General features: G+C 58.7%; 23 protein-coding genes. 9 read left to right on the top strand and 14 right to left on the bottom strand.

All coding sequences use genetic code 11. The annotated features are described in order from the left end of the window. Positions 1-12 precede the first annotated feature (12 nt). Genes CKW38_RS26850 through CKW38_RS26825 form a run of 6 tightly spaced genes read right to left on the bottom strand, consistent with a single transcriptional unit; the run spans position 13 to position 7,295 of the window. The gene (locus tag CKW38_RS26850; RefSeq protein WP_007910541.1) at positions 13-1,116 is read right to left on the bottom strand and encodes a hypothetical protein; all 1,104 of its coding nucleotides are present in this window, start codon (positions 1,114-1,116) and stop codon (positions 13-15) included. After that, complete coding sequence (locus CKW38_RS26845) at positions 1,107-2,339, bottom strand: polysaccharide biosynthesis C-terminal domain-containing protein (protein WP_095114316.1); 1,233 nt, start codon at positions 2,337-2,339, stop codon at positions 1,107-1,109. Before CKW38_RS26845 ends, CKW38_RS26850 begins: the two co-directional genes overlap by 10 nt. Beyond that, a complete protein-coding gene (locus CKW38_RS26840; protein WP_095114315.1) occupies positions 2,336-3,448 on the bottom strand; it encodes a polysaccharide pyruvyl transferase family protein in 1,113 nt (370 codons plus the stop codon). The genes CKW38_RS26845 and CKW38_RS26840 overlap by 4 nt, the downstream gene beginning before the upstream one ends. 15 nt (positions 3,449-3,463) lie before the next feature. Then, complete coding sequence (locus tag CKW38_RS26835; RefSeq protein WP_095114314.1) at positions 3,464-4,546, bottom strand: glycosyltransferase family 4 protein; 1,083 nt, start codon at positions 4,544-4,546, stop codon at positions 3,464-3,466. A gap of 40 nt (positions 4,547-4,586) precedes the next feature. Beyond that, the gene (locus CKW38_RS26830; RefSeq protein ID WP_095114313.1) at positions 4,587-6,815 is read right to left on the bottom strand and encodes a polysaccharide biosynthesis tyrosine autokinase; all 2,229 of its coding nucleotides are present in this window, start codon (positions 6,813-6,815) and stop codon (positions 4,587-4,589) included. 39 nt (positions 6,816-6,854) lie between these two features. Next, positions 6,855-7,295 (bottom strand): low molecular weight protein-tyrosine-phosphatase, encoded by a 441-nt coding sequence (locus CKW38_RS26825; RefSeq protein ID WP_007910532.1) that lies wholly within the window; start codon positions 7,293-7,295, stop codon positions 6,855-6,857. A 294-nt stretch (positions 7,296-7,589) separates the two neighbouring features. Here CKW38_RS26825 and CKW38_RS26820 point away from each other — a divergent pair, with 294 nt between their 5' ends. Further along, positions 7,590-8,546, top strand: a complete 957-nt coding sequence (locus CKW38_RS26820; RefSeq protein WP_095114312.1) for a glycosyl hydrolase family 5 — start codon at positions 7,590-7,592, stop codon at positions 8,544-8,546. A gap of 201 nt (positions 8,547-8,747) precedes the next feature. Further along, on the top strand, positions 8,748-9,674 hold the full coding sequence (gene tal, locus CKW38_RS26815; RefSeq protein WP_007910528.1) for a transaldolase: 927 nt from the start codon (positions 8,748-8,750) through the stop codon (positions 9,672-9,674). A 215-nt stretch (positions 9,675-9,889) separates the two neighbouring features. On the opposite strand, the gene rssC is transcribed toward tal, so the two are convergent. Together rssC and rssB are read right to left on the bottom strand one after the other, a co-directional pair. Beyond that, entirely contained in the window at positions 9,890-10,372 is a 483-nt protein-coding gene (gene rssC / locus CKW38_RS26810; protein WP_003226553.1) for an anti-sigma factor antagonist RssC, read from the bottom strand. Then, a complete protein-coding gene (gene rssB, locus CKW38_RS26805; protein ID WP_042705031.1) occupies positions 10,372-11,553 on the bottom strand; it encodes a two-component system response regulator RssB in 1,182 nt (393 codons plus the stop codon). The genes rssC and rssB overlap by 1 nt, the downstream gene beginning before the upstream one ends. A gap of 275 nt (positions 11,554-11,828) precedes the next feature. On the opposite strand from rssB, the gene CKW38_RS26800 reads away from it, so the two are divergent. Beyond that, positions 11,829-12,128: a PilZ domain-containing protein gene (locus tag CKW38_RS26800; protein WP_095114311.1), complete on the top strand. Its 300-nt coding sequence runs from the start codon at positions 11,829-11,831 to the stop codon at positions 12,126-12,128. A gap of 52 nt (positions 12,129-12,180) precedes the next feature. Here CKW38_RS26800 and CKW38_RS26795 read toward each other — a convergent pair whose 3' ends face one another. After that, on the bottom strand, positions 12,181-12,870 hold the full coding sequence (locus CKW38_RS26795) for a VacJ family lipoprotein (protein ID WP_095114310.1): 690 nt from the start codon (positions 12,868-12,870) through the stop codon (positions 12,181-12,183). Positions 12,871-13,068: 198 nt separating this feature from the next. Here CKW38_RS26795 and CKW38_RS26790 point away from each other — a divergent pair, with 198 nt between their 5' ends. Further along, the gene (locus CKW38_RS26790; RefSeq protein WP_007910521.1) at positions 13,069-13,689 is read left to right on the top strand and encodes a hypothetical protein; all 621 of its coding nucleotides are present in this window, start codon (positions 13,069-13,071) and stop codon (positions 13,687-13,689) included. 108 nt (positions 13,690-13,797) lie between these two features. Then, positions 13,798-14,061: a DUF4404 family protein gene (locus CKW38_RS26785; protein WP_007910520.1), complete on the top strand. Its 264-nt coding sequence runs from the start codon at positions 13,798-13,800 to the stop codon at positions 14,059-14,061. A gap of 173 nt (positions 14,062-14,234) precedes the next feature. Here the strand turns inward: CKW38_RS26785 and queF are convergent, their stop codons facing one another. Both queF and CKW38_RS26775 read right to left on the bottom strand, forming a co-directional pair. Further along, positions 14,235-15,065: an NADPH-dependent 7-cyano-7-deazaguanine reductase QueF gene (queF, locus tag CKW38_RS26780; RefSeq protein WP_095114309.1), complete on the bottom strand. Its 831-nt coding sequence runs from the start codon at positions 15,063-15,065 to the stop codon at positions 14,235-14,237. Positions 15,066-15,126: 61 nt separating this feature from the next. Further along, complete coding sequence (locus CKW38_RS26775) at positions 15,127-15,654, bottom strand: plastocyanin/azurin family copper-binding protein (RefSeq protein ID WP_095114308.1); 528 nt, start codon at positions 15,652-15,654, stop codon at positions 15,127-15,129. 168 nt (positions 15,655-15,822) lie between these two features. Between CKW38_RS26775 and CKW38_RS26770 the strand changes: the two genes are divergently transcribed. Together CKW38_RS26770 and CKW38_RS26765 are read left to right on the top strand one after the other, a co-directional pair. Next, the gene (locus CKW38_RS26770; RefSeq protein WP_007910514.1) at positions 15,823-16,503 is read left to right on the top strand and encodes a heavy metal response regulator transcription factor; all 681 of its coding nucleotides are present in this window, start codon (positions 15,823-15,825) and stop codon (positions 16,501-16,503) included. Next, complete coding sequence (locus CKW38_RS26765; protein ID WP_095114307.1) at positions 16,503-17,849, top strand: heavy metal sensor histidine kinase; 1,347 nt, start codon at positions 16,503-16,505, stop codon at positions 17,847-17,849. Before CKW38_RS26770 ends, CKW38_RS26765 begins: the two co-directional genes overlap by 1 nt. A gap of 119 nt (positions 17,850-17,968) precedes the next feature. Here CKW38_RS26765 and CKW38_RS26760 read toward each other — a convergent pair whose 3' ends face one another. The 3 genes from CKW38_RS26760 to CKW38_RS26750 all read right to left on the bottom strand — a co-directional run bounded on the left by CKW38_RS26760 (position 17,969) and on the right by CKW38_RS26750 (position 21,218). Next, a complete protein-coding gene (locus CKW38_RS26760) occupies positions 17,969-19,213 on the bottom strand; it encodes a lipoprotein-releasing ABC transporter permease subunit (protein ID WP_095114306.1) in 1,245 nt (414 codons plus the stop codon). A gap of 63 nt (positions 19,214-19,276) precedes the next feature. After that, complete coding sequence (lolD, locus tag CKW38_RS26755) at positions 19,277-19,975, bottom strand: lipoprotein-releasing ABC transporter ATP-binding protein LolD (protein ID WP_007910506.1); 699 nt, start codon at positions 19,973-19,975, stop codon at positions 19,277-19,279. Continuing rightward, positions 19,968-21,218, bottom strand: coding sequence for a lipoprotein-releasing ABC transporter permease subunit (locus CKW38_RS26750; protein ID WP_007910504.1), 1,251 nt, complete (start codon positions 21,216-21,218; stop codon positions 19,968-19,970). Before CKW38_RS26750 ends, lolD begins: the two co-directional genes overlap by 8 nt. A 94-nt stretch (positions 21,219-21,312) precedes the next feature. Between CKW38_RS26750 and CKW38_RS26745 the strand changes: the two genes are divergently transcribed. Continuing rightward, positions 21,313-21,894 carry a PilZ domain-containing protein gene (locus tag CKW38_RS26745; RefSeq protein WP_034156427.1) on the top strand — a complete coding sequence of 194 codons (582 nt, stop codon included), beginning with the start codon at positions 21,313-21,315 and terminating at the stop codon, positions 21,892-21,894. 15 nt (positions 21,895-21,909) lie between these two features. Then, on the top strand, positions 21,910-22,632 hold the full coding sequence (locus tag CKW38_RS26740; RefSeq protein WP_016986737.1) for a glycerophosphodiester phosphodiesterase: 723 nt from the start codon (positions 21,910-21,912) through the stop codon (positions 22,630-22,632). The last annotated feature ends 35 nt before the right edge of the window (positions 22,633-22,667 follow it).

Here is a 22,667-nt window from a genome sequence, read left to right as displayed (position 1 = left end):
AAAGCACCTGCCTCAATTCAGAATTCGTGATTCAACCTGCACCGGTTTGTTCGCCCGCAGCATCAAGCCAAGGCCCACGAACAACACCGGCACCACCATCGAGAAGTGCCGGGCGAAGGAGCCGAAGTCCGGCTCGAACAGGCCTTGCACCAGCAGAAACGCCAGCGGGATCGCGATCAGTTCCTTGGGTTTGGTCTGGATCGGCGCGCCTTTGTAATCAGTCGAGGTGATGACTTTGAACAGCAGCAACGCGGTCATGATCATCAGCGCCACGAAGATCACCTGCCCCGGCCCCGAGAGCAGAATCAGCTCCACCGGAAACGACAGTCGGAAGAAGATGATCATCGAGTCCAGCGCCTGCGAAACGAAGTCGCTGCCGCTGAGCCACGACACGATCAACGATTTCGAGCCCTCCTCGCCCGCCGTGCGCAACTCGTTGTTGCTGGCGCGAATCGATGACACCGGAAAGCCCAGGGCGATCTGGATCGACATCGCTACCGCGAGGTAAAACAGGAACAGCATCAGGAAGAAGGTCGTGCGCGACACGTACTTTTTCATCACGCAGACGCCGACCCACGACAGCGAAAACAGAATCCAATAAGGCCGGATCAGCACGCCGTAGATCACTGCCGAGAGGAAAAAACCGCCGCGATATTTGCGCGTCAGCGAGCTGAGCAGAATGCTCAACACCGCCACCGACACAATGATTTCCTTGGTCAGGTTCTCCAGGAAAAACGAGCGCACAATCCCCCACAGACACAAGGTGCCGAAGATCGCCAACGGCATGCGCCGAAACACCACCACCGGAATCGCCGTGAGGAAAAAATTACAGAACATGCCGTAGGCCCAGGCATTGGTCAGGTTGATCCCGGTGGGCCGCAGCAGAAACGCCGAACACTCGTAGGACGAGCGATCCGGCGAGAACGGGTTCCAGAAGTTGCAGTTGTCGGCACGCGCGTAAGACGACCACAAGGTCATCGCATCCGGACCCGGATCACGCGGGATCAGCAGCGGCATGGCCACTGACAGAAACAGCCCGGTGAAGAGGATCAGGAACGACACATACGAATCGAGTCGCTTGCCACGAAACTCGATGCACGGCAGCTTCAGGCCCATGACAATGCGGCCTTTTTCGCCTGGGTCGCACGGGTCAACACAGCAATCACCACAAGCTGCACGATGATCGCGAAGACATTGCCCCACGCCGCGCCGTAAATCGAATAATGCTTGATCAGCAGATAGCTGACCGGCACTGACACCAGCAGGCAAATCGCCGCACTGGCCAGCGACACCCGACTGTTTTTCGAGGCAATCAAACCGCCCCAGACAATGTCGCCAATCGCCCGTAAGGCGAAGGAAAAAATCAGCACGCCAAGAATGCCGTTATCCGGGCGCGGCACGCTGGTAGCGACGTAATCGAGCACCACGTTGAAAAACACATAGATCGCCACCGCCACCGCCGCCGACACCACCAGCGAGCGCATGACCCACTTGTTGATGAACAGTTGCTTGACCGTGAACGGCTGTTGATCCGCCTGAAAACGCTTGGCCAACAGCGGAATCCCGACCACCGCCACCACCGCGTAAGACAACGCCTGCAAGGTGTTCGCCGCCGACCACGCGTACACGTATTGACCCAGTTTGGCGTACGGTTCGAGGTCGGCGATCAGAAACCGCTCGGCGTACTGACTCAAGGCGATCAACCCGGTGCCGAGGTAAAACGGTAGTCCCGCTTTCCACACAGTGGCGGTGGCCAGTGTCCCGGCTTCTCGGCCGTGATGAACGTTCACCACGATCAAGTAACCGGCGATGATCACCAGCACGTTGGCGGCGACCCACAGCCACAATACGCTGGCGATTCCCGAGACCCAACCGAGCATCATCCCGCCCACCGCCAACACCGCCCAGAGACCGGTCTTGATGAAGAACAGCAATGCGCCGGCCGTGGCTTTCTGCGCGGAAAACACGAACGAGTTGATCTCGAACGACAGGTGCTCTGTGAGCAACACCAAGGTCACGCAGAGAATCAGCGTGGCGGTCGCTTCGACTGTCTGGAACAGCGAATAAATCAACACCGTTACCACCGACAGCACCAGCCCCACTGCCAGATACAGCAGCAGAACTTTGTCGACCACGCGGCGAGAACTGCCGCCGACGCTGATCAAGCGGTTGATCTCGGAACTGAAACCGACGCTGTAGAACTTCGACGCAATCAGCGACGCCGCGACCACCACACCGTAAAAGCCCAGCGCCTCATAACCGAGGTAATGGGTGATCGCCAACACCAGCAAAAACTTCGCGCCTAACGCTCCGCCGCGAAGCAGCAGCCGAAATATCATCGAACGACACCCTTGATGATGTCGTCCATGGCCACGGTTTTCGCTTCGATTTCACGGCAGGTGTCAGTCAGGCGCTTGCCGAAATCCGACAGTGCATTCGGCGCGTAAACCGTGTTGATGATGGTGTCGACATTGATGTCGCCGCCGTTGATTACCCAATCTTCCACGCCCATGTCCTGATAGGCGCCGAAGCCTTTGCGCTCGTAGCTGATGTGGTACGCCGGCACGCCGGAGAGCAGCGATTCGATGGCGCCGTGCAAGCGCACGGAAATCACCAGGTCCGGCTGATACTTGGCAATCGTCGCCTTCAACGACAACAAGTCTTCGCTGATGCCCAGTTCGCGATAGAACGCGCCGTCATCGTTACCGCGTACCGCGCTCTGTACGGCGCAAACCACTTTGCTTTTGTTCTTCAAACGCTGCAGCAGCAACTTCAGATTGGCCACGTAAGCGACTTTCTTTTCCTTGCTCCACTCCGGCGGCTTGCGCAGTACCACGCACACGGTGGCTGGCGACGACGCGCAGCGGGTGAATTTTGCTTGCTGGAGGATTTTGCTCGCCAGCGACTGCACCGCCAGATCCGGTGCGCGGTAGACGTTGGCGCAGGCATCGAAAATCGCCGAAGAGCGATTGTCGCGGACGAACACCGCATCAGCACTGGCGTAGTGCTCGACGATCTTGCTGCTCTCACCGTGGAACGGGCCGATGCTTTGCGGCAGGTACACCGACGGCACTTTGCTGAGGATCGCGGTTTCCAGTTGTTTGGCGTGGCCGAGTTTCAGCTTGATGTGTTCGAAAGCACTTTTCGAGCGCATGTAGCCGCCGCCGACACCGACGATCAGGTCGGTTTTCTTCAACAGATCCGCCAGCCCGGCGTAGGACTGATTAAGGAACACCGCTTGCTTGACCCGGCCCAAACCTTTGGCCGCCATCACCGGCGCGTCGAAACGCGGGTGCGGCAAGTAGCTGAAAGAGTCCGGATCGGAGGCCACGACACTGATCGCGGTGTCTTCACCAAAGTTGCGCTGCACCAGCGCGATGGCCAGATCGACGAGCAGACCGTCACCGGAGTTGGACGCACTGTAGCCATGCAAAATCGTTACGTTCATATGCTTGAGTTCTACTTAAAAAGTGGGAGCGCGATACAGGTCATAGGTCTGGCGAATCATCAACGCGGCACTGAAACGCTCGCGGACGATGCTCCGACCTTGGTTGCCGAGGTCGAGCAGGCGCGGCTTCTGGATGATCGTCAGGACATCGGCCAGCGCCTTGTGATCACCGGACGGGAAGACATAACCGGAGACTTCATTGGTGACCAGTTCAGGCAGCGACGTGCAGTTGCTGGCGATCACCGGCAAGCCCATGGCCATGCCTTCCAGCGGCACCATGGCGAAACCTTCCCAGCGACTCGGCACGATCAGCGCATCGGCTTGCTGATACAGCGCCTGCACTTCGCTCGGCGTGACCCATGGCAGGTATTCAACAGAGTCCATCGGCGGGCACTCCACCGCGTCCTCGTTCACCGCGCTGCCGACCACGGTCAGCTTCAAGTCTTTGCGCTGCACATTGGCGAAGGCCTTGAGCAACACGTCGAAGCCTTTCTGGTAATCGAGACGACCGACAAAGAGCAGATGAATCGGCTCGGGACTCGCCGCTTTCGGCGCGTCATCCTTGCGGTGAATGCCGTTGTAGATCAGCTTCATGCGCTTGCGCTCGATGCCGAAGCGTGCGGCTTTGTCGAGTTCGTACTGACTGACGCAAATGATCACGTCGGTTACTTTCTGCAGTACTCGCTCGATCCACGCATAGACTTTCTGCTTGGTCGGCGAGCTTTCCATCAGGAACGAAAACGCGTGCGGGCAGTAGACGATTTTCGGCTTGCGCCACGGTCGCAGCAGCACACACACGCAACGGCCGATCACCCCGGAAAAGGTGCTGTGCAAATGCACCACGTCGGGTTTTTCCTTGAGCATGACCTGGGTCAGGCGCCAGGCGAAACGCAGCAACGACGGCACATTGCGCCCGGTACGCGGGAAGGTGCGGATCTGTTGCGCACCGATGCCGTGTAACTCTTTGGCTTGATCATCCGGGACCAGATACACCAGCTCGTAGTTCGCCGCATCGCCTTCAGGCGAAGCCGAAATCGTCCGGATCACCGTCGCGACGCCACCTTTGATCGTCTCTGCCACGTGCAGTATTTTCTTCACAAATCACCCACTTCAAACAGGAAAAAACAGTCGCTGACAGTCAGGATTTGTCGGACGCGTATTCGTAGTTGTAATAGCCGTAGCCGCCGTTGCCGTAGTAGCTGGCGGCGCGCTTCTCGACGCCGTTGAACACCGCGCCTTTGAGCTCGATGCCGTTCTGCGCGAAGCGGCGAATGGTCAGTTCGATCTCTTTGGCCGGGTTCACCCCGAAGCGCGTGACGATCAGGCTGATCCCGGCTTCACGGCCAACGATTGCCGCATCGGTCACCGCCAGCAGCGGCGGCGTATCGATGATCACCAGGTCGTAGCGCTCGCTCAGTTCCGCCAGCAGCTCGCGGAAGTTGGCGTGCATCAACAGTTCGGAAGGATTCGGCGGCACCTGACCACGACTGATGAAGTGCAGGTTGTCGACTTCGATTTTGTTGATCGCCTGATCGATACTGCAGCGCTTGACCAGCAGGTCGGACAAGCCGTTGGTGATCGGCGTGTTGAGGGTTTTGTGCAGGTGTCCTTTGCGCATGTCGGCATCGATCAGCACCACGCGCTGGCCGCTCAGGGCCATGACGGCGGCGAGGTTGGACGAGACGAAGGTCTTGCCGACCTGCGGGCTCGGCCCGGAAATCATGATGCGGTTGTTGGTCGAATCGAGCCCGGCGAAGTGCAGGCAGGTGCGCAGGCTGCGAATCGATTCGATCGACAGATCCGTCGGGTTACGCAGGGCCAGCAGGTACGCCGGTTTGTCGACACCGTCGCGGGCGCGGCCTTTTTTGTTGTCTTCTTCATCCTGCAAGGCGCTGTACGGAATCGACGCGTACACCGGCAAACCGAGTTGCTCGATGGCCTCCGGGCCTTCCAGACCACGGCTCAGGGATTTACGCAGCAGCACCAGCGCCACACCAACGAAGGCACCGAGGAAGGTGGCGATGATAACGATCAGAGCTTTTTTCGGTTTGACCGGACTGGTCAGGTCGACATCCGCCGCGTCGACCAGCCGCACGTTACCCACCGCGCCGGCACGGACGATGTCCAGCTCTTGGGATTTGTTCAGCAACTGCGTGTAGATCTGCGAGGCCACTTCGACATCGCGGGTCAGGTTGAGCAATTCCTGCTGTGTCGCGGGCAGATCGCCGACTTTGCCTTCCAGCGACTTCTGTTGCTGGATCAGTTCGCCGATCTGGCTCATCAACGCGCGATAGGCCGGATGCTGCTTGGTGAACTTGCGATCCATCTCCGCCTGCTGCATTTTCAGCTCGGAGATTCGCGTTTCCAGCGCTACCGACTGACCGAGCACCGATTGGGTTTCCAGCGAGATGTTCACGGTCTTGCCGTGGGTCTGGTAGGCGTTCAACGCATCGCTGGCCTTGGCCAGATCACGCTTGACCTGCGGCAACTGGCTTTGCAGGAAAGCCAGACTTTGCGCCGCTTCCGCCGAGGTGCGGCGCACGTTCTGATCGACGTACAGCGCAGCAATCTTGTTGAGGATCTTCACCGCTTCAGCGGCGTCGCTGCTGGCCAGCGCCAGTTTGATAATCCCCGATTCCTTGCCCTGCTCGGAGATGTCCAGCGCGTCCTGATAGCCTTGAATGGTCACGATTCGCGGGTTGCGCACCACTTCGAAACGCGTACCTGGGTTAGCCAACAACTGCGTGATCTGCCCTTCTACGCCATCCTGCGCGAAGGCTTCGCCCGCCGTGCCTTCTACCAGCAGGTTGTCGTTGTCATCGAGCAACTGGAAGCGCTTTTGTTCGCCAGCAATCAGGGTGAGTTTCTTGCCCAGCAGTTCTTTCGGCAGATTCAGCCGGGCAAACTCCAGGCGTTCACCACCCCAGGCGTAGCTGGTCAAACCGAAACGCGGCGCAGCGACGCTGGTCTCAGTCTCGCCGCGATAACGCCGGGCGAGAAAGCCGCCAATCATCGGGAAGGTGTTGGGGGTGACATCGATATCCAGGCGCAAGTCGTCGACGGTTTTGCCGATCACCGCGCGGGATTTGATGATGCCGATTTCGGTCACCGACGGTGATTGCCCGCCGAGCATGCTATTGAGGTCGGAAAACCCGAGCATGTCGTTCTTTTTCGGCTCGACCTGCACCAGCGCATTGGCCAGGTACACGGGCGTGGCCAACACTGCATAGGCCACACCGGTGACCATAAAGGCGCCGGTGAGCGCGCCGATCAACCATTTCTGGTCGATCAAACTGCCGAATATGCCGAGAAGATCAATACTGTCTTGATCATTGTCGCGGGTGCCGATGACGGACGGTAACTGCATAAGTCTGTTCTTACCATTCATTGATCTGAAGAATATTTATCAACGCGCGAGGCGTTGCGCCCATGAGCTAACAGCATCTTCAATCAATGCATGGGCATGAATAAAAGCGGCCTTGCCTTGACGATACGGGTCTTGTATTTCGCGCTCGCTCTGCCACTTGCCGAGCAGAAACACTTTGCCTCTGGCGTGAGAGGCAATCTTCAGTACTTGATTAACATGCTGTTTTTCCATGACCAGAATCAGGTCTGATTCATTGACGATGTCGGCGGTCAGTTGCCGTGCCCTGAAGCCTTCGGCGCTATGCCCATGGTCTTCCAGCACTTGCCGGGCGGAAGCTTCGACACCTTCGCCAACCCGCGCCGACAGGCCTGCGGAGGAGACGGTGATCGCTGAAGGGGCCAGCGCGTTACGCAGCATCAGTTCTGCCGTCGGACTACGGCATATATTGCCCACGCAAACGACAAGGATCTTTCTGAACAAGGTTTTACTTTCCTGTGTAATGTCAAACGGCCAACATCTCAAGAGCAATTGAATGAACCCTCAAGATCTTCCTGCACTCAGAAATAGATTCGCCCTGTTAGTACCGAAGTATTAAGTACCACAGCGTTTAAAAGCCCCCCAACCACAATTAGCGGACTAAAAATAACTGTGATTTTCGAGTGATTGTTTTCCGACAAAAAATAACATTCGTGCACTAAGTGCCATTACCTCACTCGAAAATTGAGAAACGAGATCATTTATTCGCAGTTGTCACTTCTCTTCGGGAGAACAGACATGAAATCAACACCTCTCAAAAAACTCGGCGCTTTGGCGTTAATGATGGCGGGGGCTACGACCCAGCTTCACGCCAGCGAGCTGTTTCCCAACCTTCCGGCCAAGAACATCGGCGTACAAGTAAAGATCCAGAACTTCACGGCCGCCGACGCCGCGCAGATCAAATCGGCTGGCTTCGGGTTTGTTCGCTTCGGTGTGTGGAGCGACAGCCTGACGGCCAAGGCTTATCAGAAACAGGTCAGCGACGCCTTTGCGGTGGCGCAATCGGCGAGCCTGCCGGTGTTACTGACGGTCCGCGCGATCAAGCCGTTGCCGGCCACATCGAGCGCAGAGCTGACCTCCGCCGGTGAAGGCTTCGGCAACGCCGTGACAGGGCTGCAACAGTCGTACGGCAAGCAACTGGTGGCGATCGAGCTATGGAATGAACCCGATCTGGAAACCTACTGGCCGACAGGCAAGTTCGACACGACGTTTGTGCCGTTCATGAGCGGCGTGTGCAAGGCGTTGCAGGCGCAACCGCCATCGACACCGGTGATCGGCTACGGCTTCGCCCGCCCACCTAGCGCAGGCTCGGCTTCAACCGTGGCGCTGAACCGCATCGTCAGCGAATATCCCAAATGCCTGAGCGCGGTGTCCTATCACCCCTACGGCATGACCTCCACGCAGATCAGCAACGCGCAAAACTTCATTCAGCAAAACTTCCATCTGCCGGGGATCATCAGTGAATGGGGGATTTCGGCGCTCACCTCCAATGGCGGGCCTGAAGGACAAGCGAGCAAGATCAACGCGTTTATTGGCGATGTTAAAAAACTCAATATCCCGCTGACCTCCATCTACGAATGGAAGAACAGCGATTCCGGCAGTAACGATCGCGAGAAGAACTTCGGCCTGCTGACTTCTGACGGCCAGCCGAAACCGGCGCGCATGTCGGTCGAAGCCCTGTTGAACGCCGGGTAGTCCTGCGCAACCGATCTGTACGCAGGTCGGTTGCTTTGAACCTGTAGGCCGTTTTGGCATCGTATTCATCGATACCGCGCCCCGCCTTTCAAACAATTGTTTTCAGGTTGTTGCCGCAGGGGCCATCGATACACGCACCTACCCTTGAGTGGCCGTCAGCGCTCGGGTAATGTCATCAGACCCATAGGACAGAGCACGCCCATGACTTCCAAGCTGGAACAACTCAAACAATTCACCACCGTGGTTGCCGACACCGGCGACTTCGAAGCGATCGCCCGAGTCAAACCGGTCGACGCCACCACCAACCCTTCCCTGCTGCTCAAAGCGGCGGCCATTCCGGCCTACGCCGAGCTGCTGAACGCCTGCGTCAGCGACTGCAAGGGCGATGTCGGCCTGGCCAGTGACCGTTTCGGCGTCGCGGTGGGTCAGGAAATTCTCAAAGTGATCCCGGGCCGTATTTCCACCGAAGTGGATGCGCGCCTGTCGTTCGACAAGGATGCCGTGCTGAAACGCGCACATCGCTTGATCGAGCTGTACGACAAGGCCGGTATCGGTCGTGATCGCGTACTGATCAAGATCGCCTCGACCTGGGAAGGCATCCGCGCCGCCGAAGTATTGGAAAAGGAAGGCATTCAGACCAACCTGACCCTGCTGTTCTCCTTCGCACAGGCTGCCGCGTGCGCCGACGCGGGTGTGTTCCTGATTTCGCCATTCGTGGGCCGCATCTACGACTGGTACAAGAAGGCCAATGGCAACGACTACACCGGCGCCGATGATCCGGGCGTGCAGTCGGTTACCCGCATCTACAATTACTACAAGTCCAATGACTACAAAACCGTGGTCATGGGCGCGAGCTTCCGTAACCTCAATCAGATCGAGCAACTGGCCGGCTGCGACCGCCTGACCATCAGCCCGGACCTGATCGACAAGCTGGCGGCCGATACCGGCAAGCTGGAGCGCAAACTGGCCCCAGGCAACGCCGGTGAAGCCCGTCTGAGCCTCAATGAAGCGCAGTTCCGCTGGTTGTCCAACGAAGACGCGATGGCCACCGAGAAACTGGCTGAGGGCATTCGTCAGTTTGCTCGCGACCAGGAGAAGCTTGAGGCGCTGTTGCAGGCCAAGCTGTGATTTGAGTGGGTGAAATGCAAAAAGGGCGAACCTTCACAGGTTCGCCCTTTTTTGTGTGCGCTGGATTACATCAGTGTTCTTGCGAGAGCTATCGCGAGCAGGCTCACTCCTACAGGGGATCTGTGGTCTGATCGCGATTGTGTGTCGAATGAAGAACCCTGTAGGAGTGAGCCTGCTGCGATGAGGCCAGCAGGGCCTACCCTCAATTCAGCGGATCAATGCCGCTCGAGGGCATTCACCAGATCATGAAACGCTTCACGATTGGAATCGTTGAGGCCCATGAGGATCTTGTGCGCTTCGAGCACCTTGATCCGCACCACTTCTTCCGACTGGTCCTGATCCGGCAGGTCGTCCAGGCACTCCGGGCATGGCACCGGGTGGTTGACGATGTTGAACACCTGCTCGAAGCCCATCGACTGCAGCAGACGGGTGATGTCTTCGTGGGTGGTGACGACGGTCGGCAGCAGCCCGACCTTCTGCCGCGACAGGATCGACAGTTTGGCCAGCAGGCCCAATGTCGTGCTGTCGATGCTGCGGGTTTCGGTCAAATCGATCACGATCGCGTTGAAATTCAGCGCGGTGAAGATTTTCTCAATAGTCGCATCCAACGCCGAACACAGGGTCAGGCGAACTTCACCGACGAACTTCAGGACGAAGGTGCCGTCCTGCTCGGCGAACTGGATTCTACCGGTACTCATTAAAGATTCCTGCTCAACACCAACAGGGCGATATCATCCGGCATCTCCCCTAGCGTGGCCAATCCAAACACTTGCCGCAGACCATCCAGGCTGCCGCCCGCCGACTTCACCCGTTGAGGCAAAGCGGCTTCTTTTTCTTTGAGCGTAGGTTCTGGCAAAAGATCCAGAATGCCATCGGACATCAGCGTCAGGCTGAATGTCGGCGGCAGCTCAAGCACGTGGTCTTCGTAGGTGGCTTCATTGAACAGCCCCACCGGCAGACCACGCCCTTCGAGATAACGAACACTGTCAGGCGTGTACAACACAGGCAACGGCAGATGGCCGCCGATGCTATAGGTCAACAAACCGGTCTCCTCGTCGATGACTCCACCGACCATTGTGACGTGTTTACCCAGCTTACAACTGATCAGCCCCCGGTTGATATGACCAAGGACTTCCGAAGGCTTGAATTCCGGCAATGTGCCGTTGCGCTTGGATTCGAACAGCAAGCGCGTGGTCATGAACTTCAGCAGCACGGTGACGAAGGCTGAAGAGGCGCCATGACCGGAGACGTCCGCCAGGTAAAACGCGACCCGGCGCTCGTCGACACGGAAATAGTCGACAAAATCACCCGAAAGGTACAACGACGGGATGATCTGGTGCGCGAACTTGAACTCGTCGATGCTCCACGGGCTTTCCGGCAGCATGTTCATCTGCACCTGGCGACCGGCGTTCTGGTCTTCCTGGAGCAGGTTGAGGCTGGCCTCAAGCTCGCGGTTGGCCTTTTCCAGCTTCTCGCGGTAGCGCTGGTTTTCCACCAGCAGGCGCGCACGATCCAGGGCCCGGCGCACAGAGTGCTCGAGCACAGCCAGATCTTCGAGAGGCTTGATCAGGTAGTCCGCCGCGCCCAGGCGCAGAGCCTCGACCGCGTCGTTCATCACGCCGGCACCCGACACCACGATCACCGGCGTCTGCGGTGAACGCTCGGTAACCTGACGGATCAGTTCGAGACCGCCCATCTGCGGCATGCGCAGATCGCAGATGACCAAGTCGGGCTGTTCTTGCTCGAATACCTGAAGACCCTGTTGGCCGTTGCTGGCCTGCAGGACGCTGAAACCACTGTCTTCCAAATAGGCCGCGAGGCTCGCGCGCACTACTTCGTCATCATCGATTATCAGCAGCGTGGCACTGGTTTTTGGCATGTGGGCAAACGGCGCCAGAATTAGGTTGGCGTAGTTGGCGGGGCATCGGGCCCTGCGCAGACTACTGGATTCGCTTTCTAGCCTCTCTGCTGCACCGCTTTCGAGCATTGTCTGCAAACGCGGTTACATCAGAGGTGCCCTTCTAAGGCGCAGACGGTACTCCCATCCGCAGAGCGTTTCAAGCATGCGCCGATGGTCGCTTGACGACTTTACTTGTCAAATCACCGAGAGTTATAAGAACAGCTCAAACCGTAACCCAATGGAAGGACGTAACCATGAGTCAAACCAGTCGGGACTACAGCGAAAAGCGCGATTTCATCCGCATGCGGGTCGATGCCGATATCGTGTTGATTCATGAAGGCGATCAGATTTCAGGGGTGTGCATCGACCTCTCCAGCAGTGGCATGCAGGTCGAAGCGCCGCGTCGGTTCGCGGTCGGCGACCGTTTGAGCGTACGCATCGACTCCGATCACGCCGCACTCAGCGGCCTTGAGGCAGAGACCGAAGTGGTCTGGGTCAGGGCACAGGATGGCGGCGGCCAAAAGCTCGGCCTGACCATCCTGAAGATGAAATAGCTACACACAAAAAAGGCGACCCTGAGGTCGCCTTTGTTTTTATCGGTCGAGATTAAAAATCGTCTTCGACCTGGCCATCCTTCACCTTGAACTCACGGTTCTGCAAGTAGGCATTGCGGATGAAGGTGTATTTGTCGCCGCTGATCAGCTTCTCGCTCGACAGCAGGCTGGCGCGGGTATCGACGATGTTCAGACCGAAGATCGAGTTACGCGTAGGCACGTGGTCGATGTAGCGGTACATACCGGTGTAGCTGTCGACGTATTTCGACGGTGCGTCACGCAAGGTGCTCGGACCCATCAGCGGCAGCATCACATACGGACCGCTGCCGACGCCCCAGTAACCGAGGGTCTGACCGAAGTCTTCGTCGCTACGGTTCAGGCCCATCTTGGTGCCGACATCGAAGAAACCGAGCAGGCCGAAGGTGGTGTTGAAGATCAGGCGAGCGGTGTCGACGCCAGCGGCAGCCGGTTTGGCTTGCAGGATGTTGTTGGCAAGGTTGGTGACGTCACCGACGTTGCGAAACATGTTGTGGATGCCGTCTTCGAGGAACTGCGGTGTGACGAACTCATAGCCCTGCGCCAATGGCTTCAGCGCGTAAGTATCAACGAAGTCGTTGAACTGGAAAATTGGACGGTTAACGCTTTCCCAAGGGTCTTCTTCCGTTGCCGCCTGAGTGGCGAACGGAGCCAGCAACAGGCCGGCACATACACAAAGCTGAGCGAGCGGATTGCTCCAGCGCATAGAAAAACTCCTTGGAATGGTACTGTCGCGGACCTCTGGGCCCGGCTATTCAGGTCGCTAGTATAAGCGTAAAAGCCCGTTTGGACAGTCCGCGCAATGCAGCAGTCTGTAGGACGCTTCGTGCATCGCCCTTCACACCGCTGTCATCCAACTGTCACTGATACGCCCTAGCCTGATCGTTATTTCAGGGATGTTGCCATGACACACGCCGAAACCTTGCCCGTCGCCGCGCCCAGACTGACTGCGGTACTGTTTGGACTCAGCGGTTGCCTGGTGGATTTCGGTGCCCGCGCCCGGCAACAGACGATCGCCCTGCCTGAATACGCTGAAGCCACACCAGGCGCATTCGACAGTTTGCACAGTTTGCAGCGCCAGCAGATTCCCTGTGTCTGGCTGGATGAACTGCCCCCTGCCCTCGCCCGGTCCTTGTCGGCCTCACTGCCGACGTGGATCAAACCTGCGCAACATTCGGCAACAATCAATCCATGGCCTGCACCAAACGCTTGCTGGCAGGCCCTGATGGACCTGAACGTCAGCAGTCTGGACGGCTGCGTATTGGTCAGTGGTGAGCCGCGCTTGCTGCAATCGGGCCTTAACGCCGGTCTGTGGACGATCGGCCTCGCCTCCTGCGGCTCGCTGTGCGGCCTGGCGCCGGGCGAATGGCAAGCGCTGAGCCAGAAAGAACGCGAACAACTGCGTGGCAAGGCGACGATGCAGTTGTTCGGCCTCGGCGTGCATTCGGTTATCGATCACTTGGGTGAACTCGACACCTGCCTGGCCGACATCAGCCTGCGCCGTCACAAAGGCGAAAAGCCCTGATCGGGATCATGCAGGTTTGCCGGGAGTGGATTAATCTAAAGGTCAGCCATAGACCTTTGGCGCGCGGCTGCGGTCAATGCCAGTGCCTATTGATAAAAGGAAAACACCATGCCCGCCCAAGAACTGCAAAAACAGCTCGATACCCTGCGCGAGCAGCTGGAGCAGAATCCGCCGCTGTCGGAAGCCGAGCGTGAGGATTTGCATGCGCTGATGGCGCAGATTGAATCCGAAATTCAACTGGAGACTGCCACGCAAGACGCCAGCATCGCTGACGGCGTCAATCTGGCGGTTGATCGCTTTGAACTCGAACATCCGGCCATTGCCGGCACCCTGCGCAACATCGTTAATGCGCTGGGCAGCATGGGGATCTGATTCTCCCCCGAAACGCAAAAAGCCCTGCCATCACTGGCAGGGCTTTTTCATTTCAACTTTGGCAATGCGTCCCCCTGTAGGAGTGAGCCTGCTCGCGATAGCGGTGTGTCAGTTAACATCATCGTCAACTGACACACCGCTATCGCGAGCAGGCTCACTCCTACAGTTGATCTTTATTGACGCACGAGGCGGTGATTCGGCAGCTGTACGCTTTCGGTGCTGCGATATGGGTTGATGTCCAATCCACCGCGACGCACGTAACGTGCAAACACCGTCAGCTTTTCTGGTTTCAGCAAGCGCTGCAAGTCGAGGAAAATCCGCTCAACACACTGCTCATGGAAGTCTGAGTGCTGGCGGAAGCTGACGATGTATTCGAGCAAACTGGCGTGATCCAGTGCCGATCCACGATATTCCACCACCACCGTGCCCCAGTCCGGCTGACTGGTCACCGGGCAATTGGATTTGAGCAGATGGCTATACACCGTCTCCTCGACAATCCGCGACTCATCGCAACGCAGCAGCTCCGGGCGCGGATGCTCGTAGTTGCTGACGCTGATATCCAGATCATCGATGCACACGCCCGGCAACGCCACAACGCTTTCCGCTTCAACGTCCTTGAGGCTGCGAACGCGCACCCCCACCGGTTTGCCGGCGGCAGCCGACAGATCCTTGATCAGGGTCGCTTCCAAGGATGCCACGTCGGCAAACGCCGTCTGGTTCAGCGAGTTCAAATACAGCTTGAACGACTTCGATTCGATGATGTTCGGCGAATCCGCCGGGATGCTGAATTCGCCGATCGCCACCACCGGTTTACCCGACGGCAGCAGCCACGACAACTCGAAGCAGTTCCAGAAATCCACACCTTTATACGGCAGGGTTTCGGCGGTCAGGCCCAGTTCGGCCCATTTCGCGGTGCGCGGAATCGGGAACAGCAGGGACGGCGTGTACGTGGCGATGTATTCGCTGGATTTGCCCAGCGGCGAGTGTTCGGCTGCGGGATGCATGGCGGAAACCTGACTGAATAATCAGCGGATTCTACCAGCCTTTGCCCGCGCCTTTGAGTGCTTACTGACTGACCGTCAGTTTGCCGACCATGCCCGCCTGATAATGCCCGGGAATATTGCAGGCAAATTCCAGACTGGTGGCCTTGCTGAAGGTCCAGGTCAACTCAGCGGTTTGGCCCGGCTCGACCAGCACGCTGTTCGGATCGTCATGTTTCATGCCATGGCCCATCGCTGCGTGATCCATGCCGGCCATATCGTGGGACATTTCCTTCATGCCGGTAGGCGTAAGCATGCCGCTTTGCTGCATCTGCAACATTTCCTGCTGGTGTTTGGCGTGCATCGCCGCGTCACCGAGGTTGAATTCGTGCAGCAGTTGGCCTTTATTCACCAGCACAAAGCGAACGGTCTCACCGGCCTTGATCTGAATGGTCTTGGGATCGAAGGACATATCGCCCATCACCACTTCAATGCTGCGCGAGGCTTTGGCGGCAGGCGCTGGCTGGCCGAAATCATAGGTGTGCGCGGGTGCTGCAAACGCCGTCGAACTCATTGCCAAAAAACAGATGGCCAGGGATTGGCGTAAAAACATGGTCGTTCTCCAACAAGATAAGGTTCAGCTTATGGGAAACTTTAGCCGGCCGGCGCTGGCATCTACCTGACAGGCAGATTACAACTTTGTCAGGTTGGCGTTTGCCGCCAGCGCTCACGGTATAAAGCTTTCGTGACTACAACACCCCCGAACCCACCCGAGTCGCCCATGAAACTGTTGATCGTCGAAGACCAAGCGAAAACCGGCCAATACCTGCGTCAGGGCCTGACCGAGGCCGGGTTCAATACGGAACTGGTGGCCGACGGCAACAGTGGTCAGCATCTGGCGCTGAGTGGTGATTACGCGCTGCTGATCCTCGACGTGATGCTGCCAGGGCGCAGTGGCTGGCAGATCCTGCAAGCGGTGCGCAGCGCCGGGCTGGATACGCCGGTACTTTTTCTGACAGCCAAAGACGCCGTAGAGGACAGGGTTCACGGCCTCGAACTGGGCGCCGACGATTACCTGGTCAAACCGTTCGCCTTCTCCGAACTGCTGGCGCGGGTACGTAGCCTGTTGCGTCGCGGCAGTGCTACAACCCAGGAAACCAGCCTGCAACTGGCCGATTTGCGCCTGGATCTGATCCGTCGCCGCGTCGAACGCAGCGGCCAGCGCATCGACCTGACGGCAAAGGAATTCGCACTATTGGAAATGCTCCTGCGTCGCCAAGGCGAAGTGCTGCCAAAGTCGCTGATCGCTTCACAGGTCTGGGACATGAATTTCGACAGCGATACCAATGTCATCGAAGTGGCGATCCGCCGTTTGCGCCTGAAGATCGACGACGAATTCCCCAACAAACTGATCCACACCGTGCGCGGCATGGGTTACGTGCTCGAAGAGCGTGGCGCCTGATGCGCCGATTGTCCCTGAGTTCGCGCCTGGCCTTGTTGTTTGCCGCTTGCACCGCTGTGGTTTCGCTGTTCGCCGGGGTGTTGTTCAACCGCGCCAGCGAAGCGCACTTTATCGAACTCGACCAGCAACAACTGGACGGCAAACTGATCGGCCTGCGCCGCGCCTTGCAGGATCTTCAGCCCGGTCAACGTGAAGCACGGCTGGCGGATGAGCTGAGCCGTCAGGCCGATCTGTCGTTGCGCATTACCGGCACTGACGGCCAGCGCTGGTATGACAGTTCGACGCAAATCCCCAAGGATTTGCCGCAACAATCCGGCCTGTCGACCATCAGCCATGACGGCACCGATTACCGCGTGCTTAACGCCCCGCTCTACCCGGACAAAGCCGATTCACCGCAACTGTCCTTGTTGCTGGACATCACCCATCACCAACACTTCCTGCAACGCATGCAGCACCTGATCTGGCTGACCGTCGGGTTGTCAGCGCTGGCGACGGCGTTGCTCGGTGCCTGGGCAGCACGCAGCGGCTTACGGCCATTGCGACGCATGAGTGCAGTCGCCCGTGGGATTTCCGCACAATCGCTGAATGCCCGACTGCCCGAAGCGCAAATGCCGCCAGAACTTGCGGAAATGGCCCACAGTTTCAACGCCATGCTCGCACGCCTCGACGACTCGTTTCAGCGGCTCTCGGCGTTTTCCGCCGACATTGCCCATGAGTTGCGTACACCACTGTCGAACCTGCTGACCCACACTCAGGTCACCCTCACCCGCCCCCGGCCGATCGAGGACTACCGCGAAGCGCTGCACAGCAACCTCGAAGAACTGCAATGGATGGCACAACTGGTCAACGACATGTTGTATCTGGCCAAGGCCGATCATGGCTTGCTGATGCCCAAGCGGGAACCGCTGGAACTGGCGGATGAAACAGATGTGCTTTTGGAATTTTTTGCGCCGCTGGCGGAGGACGCCGGGGTCAAACTGACGCGTGAGGGCAATGCGCGGATCAAGGGTGATCGCAGTATGTTGCGCCGGGCCTTGTCGAATCTGCTGGATAACGCGCTGCGGTTTACCCCGGCTGAGGGCGATGTGAGCTTGCGGATCGTTGATCAACCGAACGCGGTACGCATTTCAGTCGAGAACAGTGGCGAGGGGATTTCTGCGGAGTTGTTGCCACGCCTGTTTGATCGATTTTATCGGGCCGATCCGGCGCGGCAGGAAGGCAGCAGTGAGCATGCGGGGTTGGGATTGGCGATTACTCAGTCGATCATCCGCGCCCATGGTGGGCAGATTCATTGCGAATCAGAGGCGGGATGGACGCGGTTTGTAATCGAGCTGCCTCGAACCTGATCGTTCCCACGCTCTGCGTGGGAATGCAGCCCGGGACGCTCCGCGTCCCTTCCAGAGCCGAACGCGGAGCGTCCGTTGAGGCGTTCCCACGCAGAGCGTGGGAACGAGCATGGAGTCGCTTACGAATACCTCAGGGCGTGAGCCGGCTCGATCTTCGCCGCCCGCCACGCCGGATACACCGTCGCCAGGAAGCTCAGAATAAAGCCCGCCGAGCAAATCAACAGCACATCCCCACCCTGCAATTCCGACGGCAAATTGCTGACGAAATACACATCCGAACTGAAGATGTGCTGCCCGCTGACTCGCTCGATCCAGCCGACCAACTCACTGACATTCAACGCCGCAATCACGCCCAACACGCCGCCAATGATCGTACCGACAATCCCGATCACCGTGCCCTGCACCATGAAAATCGCCATGATCTGCCGTGGCGTGGCGCCGATGGTGCGCAAAATCGCGATGTCCGCGCCCTTGTCGTTCACCACCATGATCAGGGTCGCGATGATGTTGAACGCCGCCACCGCGACGATCATCAGCAACAGCAGGCCGATCATGGTTTTTTCCATTTTCATCGCGCTGAACAGGCTGCCCTGGGTGTGGGTCCAGTCGTCAGCCTTGAAGTCCGCGCCCAACCCGGCAGCGATATCCGAGGAGACTTTCGGTGCGGCGTACAGGTCTTTGACCGCCAGACGCACACTCTGAACCTGATTCGGCTCCCAATGCTGCATGGTCGCGGCATCGGCGACGTGGATCAGGCCCATGGAGCCGTCCAGCTCAGCGCCGACCTTGAACACACCGACCACGTTCAGACGCTGCATGCGCGGGGTGATGCCGCCCGGCGCAGTACTGACTTCCGGGACGATCAGGGTGATCTTGTCGCCGACATTGAGGCGGAAACGCCGCGCAGTGATTTCGCCAATCACCACGCCGAACTCTCCCGGTTTCAACGCGTCGAGACGGCCCTGCACGATGTGCTGGGCAACGATCGAGACCTTGCCTTCCTGCGCCGGATCAACGCCGCTGATCTGGATCGGCTGCATCAACCCCTTGTAAGACAGCATGCCTTCCATCTCAGTGAACGGCACGGCGGCAGTCACCTCAGGATTCTTCATCGCGGCGGCGGCGACCGGCTGCCAATCATCTATCGGCTTGACGCCAACGATGGTCGCGTGCGGCACCATGCCGAGGATGCGCGAGCTCATTTCGCGCTGGAAGCCGTTCATCACCGACAACACCACGATCATCGCCAGCACGCCGAGGGCGAGGCCGATCATCGAAGTCATCGAAATGAACGAAACAAAGCGATTGCGGCGCTTGGCGCGGGTATAGCGCGTGCCGATAAAGATCGATAACGGTCTGAACATTCGCTGGGGCACCGTATAAAAATAAAAGACCCGACGCCTTTACAGACGTCGGGTTTCAGCCAATCAGATAGGCGTGAGGCAGCCTTCTTGCAGGTGTAAGACGCGGTCCATCTGGCGAGCCAGGTTCATGTCGTGTGTCACCACCAGGAACGCCGTGCGCATCGAGGTGCTGAGTTCCAGCATCAAATCCTGAATGCCCTGGGCGGTGTGGGAATCGAGGTTGCCGGTTGGCTCATCGAGCATCACCAGGCCTGGCTTGTTCACCAGGGCGCGAGCGATGGCCACACGTTGACGCTCGCCACCGGACAGTTCCGCCGGCTTGTGCTCCAGACGATGACCGAGGCCAACGCGCTCCAGCAGTGCCGTGGCACGCTGACGGGCTTCCGGGATCGGCGTCTTGCCGATCAGCAGCGGCATGCAGACGTTTTCCAGTGCGGTGAATTCCGGCAGCAAGTGGTGGAACTGGTAAACGAAACCGAGCGCACGGTTACGCAACAGGCCACGCTTCTTCTCGCTCAGTGCCGACAACTCTTCGCCGTCGAGCCAGACGCTGCCCTTGGTCGGCGTGTCCAGACCACCAAGCAGGTTGAGCAAGGTACTTTTGCCCGAACCCGAGGTGCCGACGATCGCCACACGCTCGCCCGGGTGCAACTCCAGTTGCAGGCCGGCCAATACCTCTACCGATTCCGGGCCTTCCTCGTAGGATTTGCCCAGATTACGGCAGCTCAAGATTGCTTGTTCACTCATGCCCGACTCACTCATAACGTAGCGCCTCCGCCGGCTGGGTGCGCGCGGCACGCCAGGCGGGATACAGGGTGGCGAGGAAACTCAGAACCAACGCCGCCGCGCAGACCATGACCACATCTTGGCTCTGCACCTGCGACGGAAGATAATCAATGAAATACACGTCAGCATTAAGGAATTTGTGGCCGATCAGGCCTTCCAGTGCCGAGATCGCGGCGCTGACATTAAGCGCCGCGAAAATCCCGACCACCGCACCAATCGCCGTGCCGACCACACCGATCACCGTGCCTTGCACCATGAACGTGCGCATGATCGTGCCCGGCGTCGCGCCCAAGGTGCGCAGAATGGCGATGTCGCCCTTCTTGTCGTTGACCACCATCACCAGCGTGGAAATGATGTTGAACGCCGCTACGGCGACAATCAGCAACAACAGCAGACCGATCATGGCTTTTTCCATGCGGATCGCCTGATACAGATTGCCGTGGGTGCGCGTCCAGTCGCGGGCGTAGTAATGATCTTCGCCGAGTTGCTGGGCGATGTTCCATGCTACGCGCGGTGCCTGGAACAGGTCGTCGAACTTCAGGCGGATGCCCTGCACCTGATCAGGCTTCCAGCGGTGCATCTTCGCCAGATCCTGCAGGTTGGTGACGCCCAGATAGCCATCGAGTTCGCCGGCGCCGACATGAAAAATGCCGACCACGGTGAAGCGCTTCATGCGCGGGAACATCCCGGCCGGGGTCACGCTGACCTCCGGCGCGACGAAGGTGACCTTGTCACCGATGCCCACGCCGAGCTTGGTCGCGGCCTTGTCGCCGATGACGATGCCGAAGCTGCCCGGCGTCAAATCGTCGAGTTTGCCCTGCTTCATGAAGTTGTCGATGATCGACACGTTGCGCTCGAGCGCAGGGTCGATGGCGTTGAGCAACACCTTGGACACCTGACCGTTATTGGTCAGCAGGCCCTGCATCTGGGTGAACGGCGCAACCGCCGTCACCTGCGGGTTCTGCTTGACCTTGTTGGCCAGACTTTGCCAATCGTTGATCGGCTCAGTGGATTCAATGGTCGCGTGGGGCACCATGCCCAGCACGCGGGTGCGCATCTCATGATCGAAGCCGTTCATCACCGAGAGCACGACGATCATCACGACCACGCCAAGGGCGAGCCCGATCATCGAAGTCAGGGAAATGAATGACACAAAATGATTGCGACGCTTTGCACGGGTATAACGCGTGCCGATAAATACGAAGAGAGGTCTGAACATGTCGGGGCTTGTTCGGAGGGAAAAGGAACGTCCTTGTGGCGGGGGTCGATAACCAGCTTTACACTCAGACCACCGCCGCTACCATGGGTTCGCCATGTCGACATTAGATGAAGAAGATCGCCGCGAATACTACCGTATCGAGGACACGATCGCACTGGAAATTCGGCCCCTGTCCGCTCCCGAAGCCGCAGGCCAGGAAGTGTTGCAGGATGCTTCCCCGCTGTTCAACCTGCTCAGTGAACTGCACCTGAGCGAATTCGAGTCGCAGCACCTGTTGCGCCAGATCAGCGAGCGCGACCGGGCCATCGCCGCGTTCCTGAAATCGCAGAACAAACGCATAGACCTGCTCAGCCAGGTGGTCGCCCTGACCGTGCTCGGCCATATCGGCGAGCCGCAACCGGTGATCATTTCCGAGGGCGGGATCGACTTCCAGCACCCGACGCCAATTGCCACCGGCGCACACCTGTCGGTGAAACTGGTGCTGATGCCGCAAGCGCTGGGCCTGCTGCTGCGCGCCCGCGTCACCCATTGCGATCGCAAGGGCGAAGGTTATGACGTAGGCACCGAGTTCGAACACTTGACCGACGCCCAACGCCAGTTGCTCGCCCGCTACATCTTGCAGAAGCAGGCCCAGGAACGACGTCTGGCCCGCGAACAGAACGAATCAGGCATTTAAATTTAAGGAAGAACCGTGACCCTCATCTACGGCCACCGCGGCGCCAAGGGCGAAGCACCGGAAAACACCCTGAGCAGTTTCCAGGAATGTCTCAAGCACGGCGTGCGCCGCTGCGAACTGGATCTGCACCTGTCCAAGGACGGCGAGTTGATGGTCATCCACGACCCGACCCTCAAACGCACCACGGAAAGGCGCGGCAAAGTCGTCGAACACAGCGCCGCCGAACTGGTCACTTACGACGCGCGCAAGGGCGGCCCGGGCTGGATCAAACCCTGCCCGATTCCGACATTGGAAGAGCTGTTCGAAAAATGCGATTTCGAGCACTGGCAACTGGAAGTCAAAAGCGCTTCGCGTACTCGCGCAGCAACCACCGTGCTGGCGATTCGTGAAATGGCCCAACGGCATGGCCTGCTCGACAAGGTGACGATCACCTCGAGTTCGCGGGAAGTGCTGAAAGCGGCGCTGGATCTGGTGCCGGACGTGTCGCGCGGACTGGTGGCCGAATACGCCTGGCTCGACCCGCTGAAGGTCGCGGCCAGCTATGGCTGTGAGATTCTTGCACTGAACTGGACGCTGTGTACGCCGGAACGCCTGCAGAAGGCGCAGCGTCAGGGGCTGCATGTGTCGGTGTGGACCGTCAACGAGCCTGCGCTGATGCGCAGACTCGCCGACTTCGGCGTTGACAGCCTGATTACAGACTTTCCCGGTTTGGCCACTGCCACCCTCGAGAATTGCTGAAATCGGTCTCCCCGGCCGGCTCAGGCCACCGGCCG

It is taken from the genome of Pseudomonas sp. Irchel 3H7, assembly GCF_900187605.1.
In the GTDB taxonomy this organism is placed as follows: domain Bacteria; phylum Pseudomonadota; class Gammaproteobacteria; order Pseudomonadales; family Pseudomonadaceae; genus Aquipseudomonas.
This window is presented reverse-complemented; position numbering and strand designations above follow the sequence as displayed.

What these genes read in the sequence shown, in the direction of transcription:
- CKW38_RS26745 (WP_034156427.1), top strand. Translation starts at nt 21,313, where the DNA reads ATGTCGACATTAGATGAAGAAGATCGCCGCGAATACTACCGTATCGAG.
- CKW38_RS26790 (WP_007910521.1), top strand. Translation starts at nt 13,069, where the DNA reads ATGACACACGCCGAAACCTTGCCCGTCGCCGCGCCCAGACTGACTGCG.
- CKW38_RS26760 (WP_095114306.1), bottom strand. Translation starts at nt 19,213, where the DNA reads ATGTTCAGACCGTTATCGATCTTTATCGGCACGCGCTATACCCGCGCC.
- CKW38_RS26845 (WP_095114316.1), bottom strand. Translation starts at nt 2,339, where the DNA reads ATGATATTTCGGCTGCTGCTTCGCGGCGGAGCGTTAGGCGCGAAGTTT.
- CKW38_RS26795 (WP_095114310.1), bottom strand. Translation starts at nt 12,870, where the DNA reads ATGCGCTGGAGCAATCCGCTCGCTCAGCTTTGTGTATGTGCCGGCCTG.
- CKW38_RS26840 (WP_095114315.1), bottom strand. Translation starts at nt 3,448, where the DNA reads ATGAACGTAACGATTTTGCATGGCTACAGTGCGTCCAACTCCGGTGAC.
- lolD (WP_007910506.1), bottom strand. Translation starts at nt 19,975, where the DNA reads ATGAGTGAGTCGGGCATGAGTGAACAAGCAATCTTGAGCTGCCGTAAT.
- queF (WP_095114309.1), bottom strand. Translation starts at nt 15,065, where the DNA reads ATGCATCCCGCAGCCGAACACTCGCCGCTGGGCAAATCCAGCGAATAC.
- CKW38_RS26750 (WP_007910504.1), bottom strand. Translation starts at nt 21,218, where the DNA reads ATGTTCAGACCTCTCTTCGTATTTATCGGCACGCGTTATACCCGTGCA.
- rssC (WP_003226553.1), bottom strand. Translation starts at nt 10,372, where the DNA reads ATGAGTACCGGTAGAATCCAGTTCGCCGAGCAGGACGGCACCTTCGTC.
- CKW38_RS26770 (WP_007910514.1), top strand. Translation starts at nt 15,823, where the DNA reads ATGAAACTGTTGATCGTCGAAGACCAAGCGAAAACCGGCCAATACCTG.
- tal (WP_007910528.1), top strand. Translation starts at nt 8,748, where the DNA reads ATGACTTCCAAGCTGGAACAACTCAAACAATTCACCACCGTGGTTGCC.
- CKW38_RS26785 (WP_007910520.1), top strand. Translation starts at nt 13,798, where the DNA reads ATGCCCGCCCAAGAACTGCAAAAACAGCTCGATACCCTGCGCGAGCAG.
- rssB (WP_042705031.1), bottom strand. Translation starts at nt 11,553, where the DNA reads ATGCCAAAAACCAGTGCCACGCTGCTGATAATCGATGATGACGAAGTA.
- CKW38_RS26800 (WP_095114311.1), top strand. Translation starts at nt 11,829, where the DNA reads ATGAGTCAAACCAGTCGGGACTACAGCGAAAAGCGCGATTTCATCCGC.
- CKW38_RS26830 (WP_095114313.1), bottom strand. Translation starts at nt 6,815, where the DNA reads ATGCAGTTACCGTCCGTCATCGGCACCCGCGACAATGATCAAGACAGT.
- CKW38_RS26820 (WP_095114312.1), top strand. Translation starts at nt 7,590, where the DNA reads ATGAAATCAACACCTCTCAAAAAACTCGGCGCTTTGGCGTTAATGATG.
- CKW38_RS26850 (WP_007910541.1), bottom strand. Translation starts at nt 1,116, where the DNA reads ATGGGCCTGAAGCTGCCGTGCATCGAGTTTCGTGGCAAGCGACTCGAT.
- CKW38_RS26765 (WP_095114307.1), top strand. Translation starts at nt 16,503, where the DNA reads ATGCGCCGATTGTCCCTGAGTTCGCGCCTGGCCTTGTTGTTTGCCGCT.
- CKW38_RS26775 (WP_095114308.1), bottom strand. Translation starts at nt 15,654, where the DNA reads ATGTTTTTACGCCAATCCCTGGCCATCTGTTTTTTGGCAATGAGTTCG.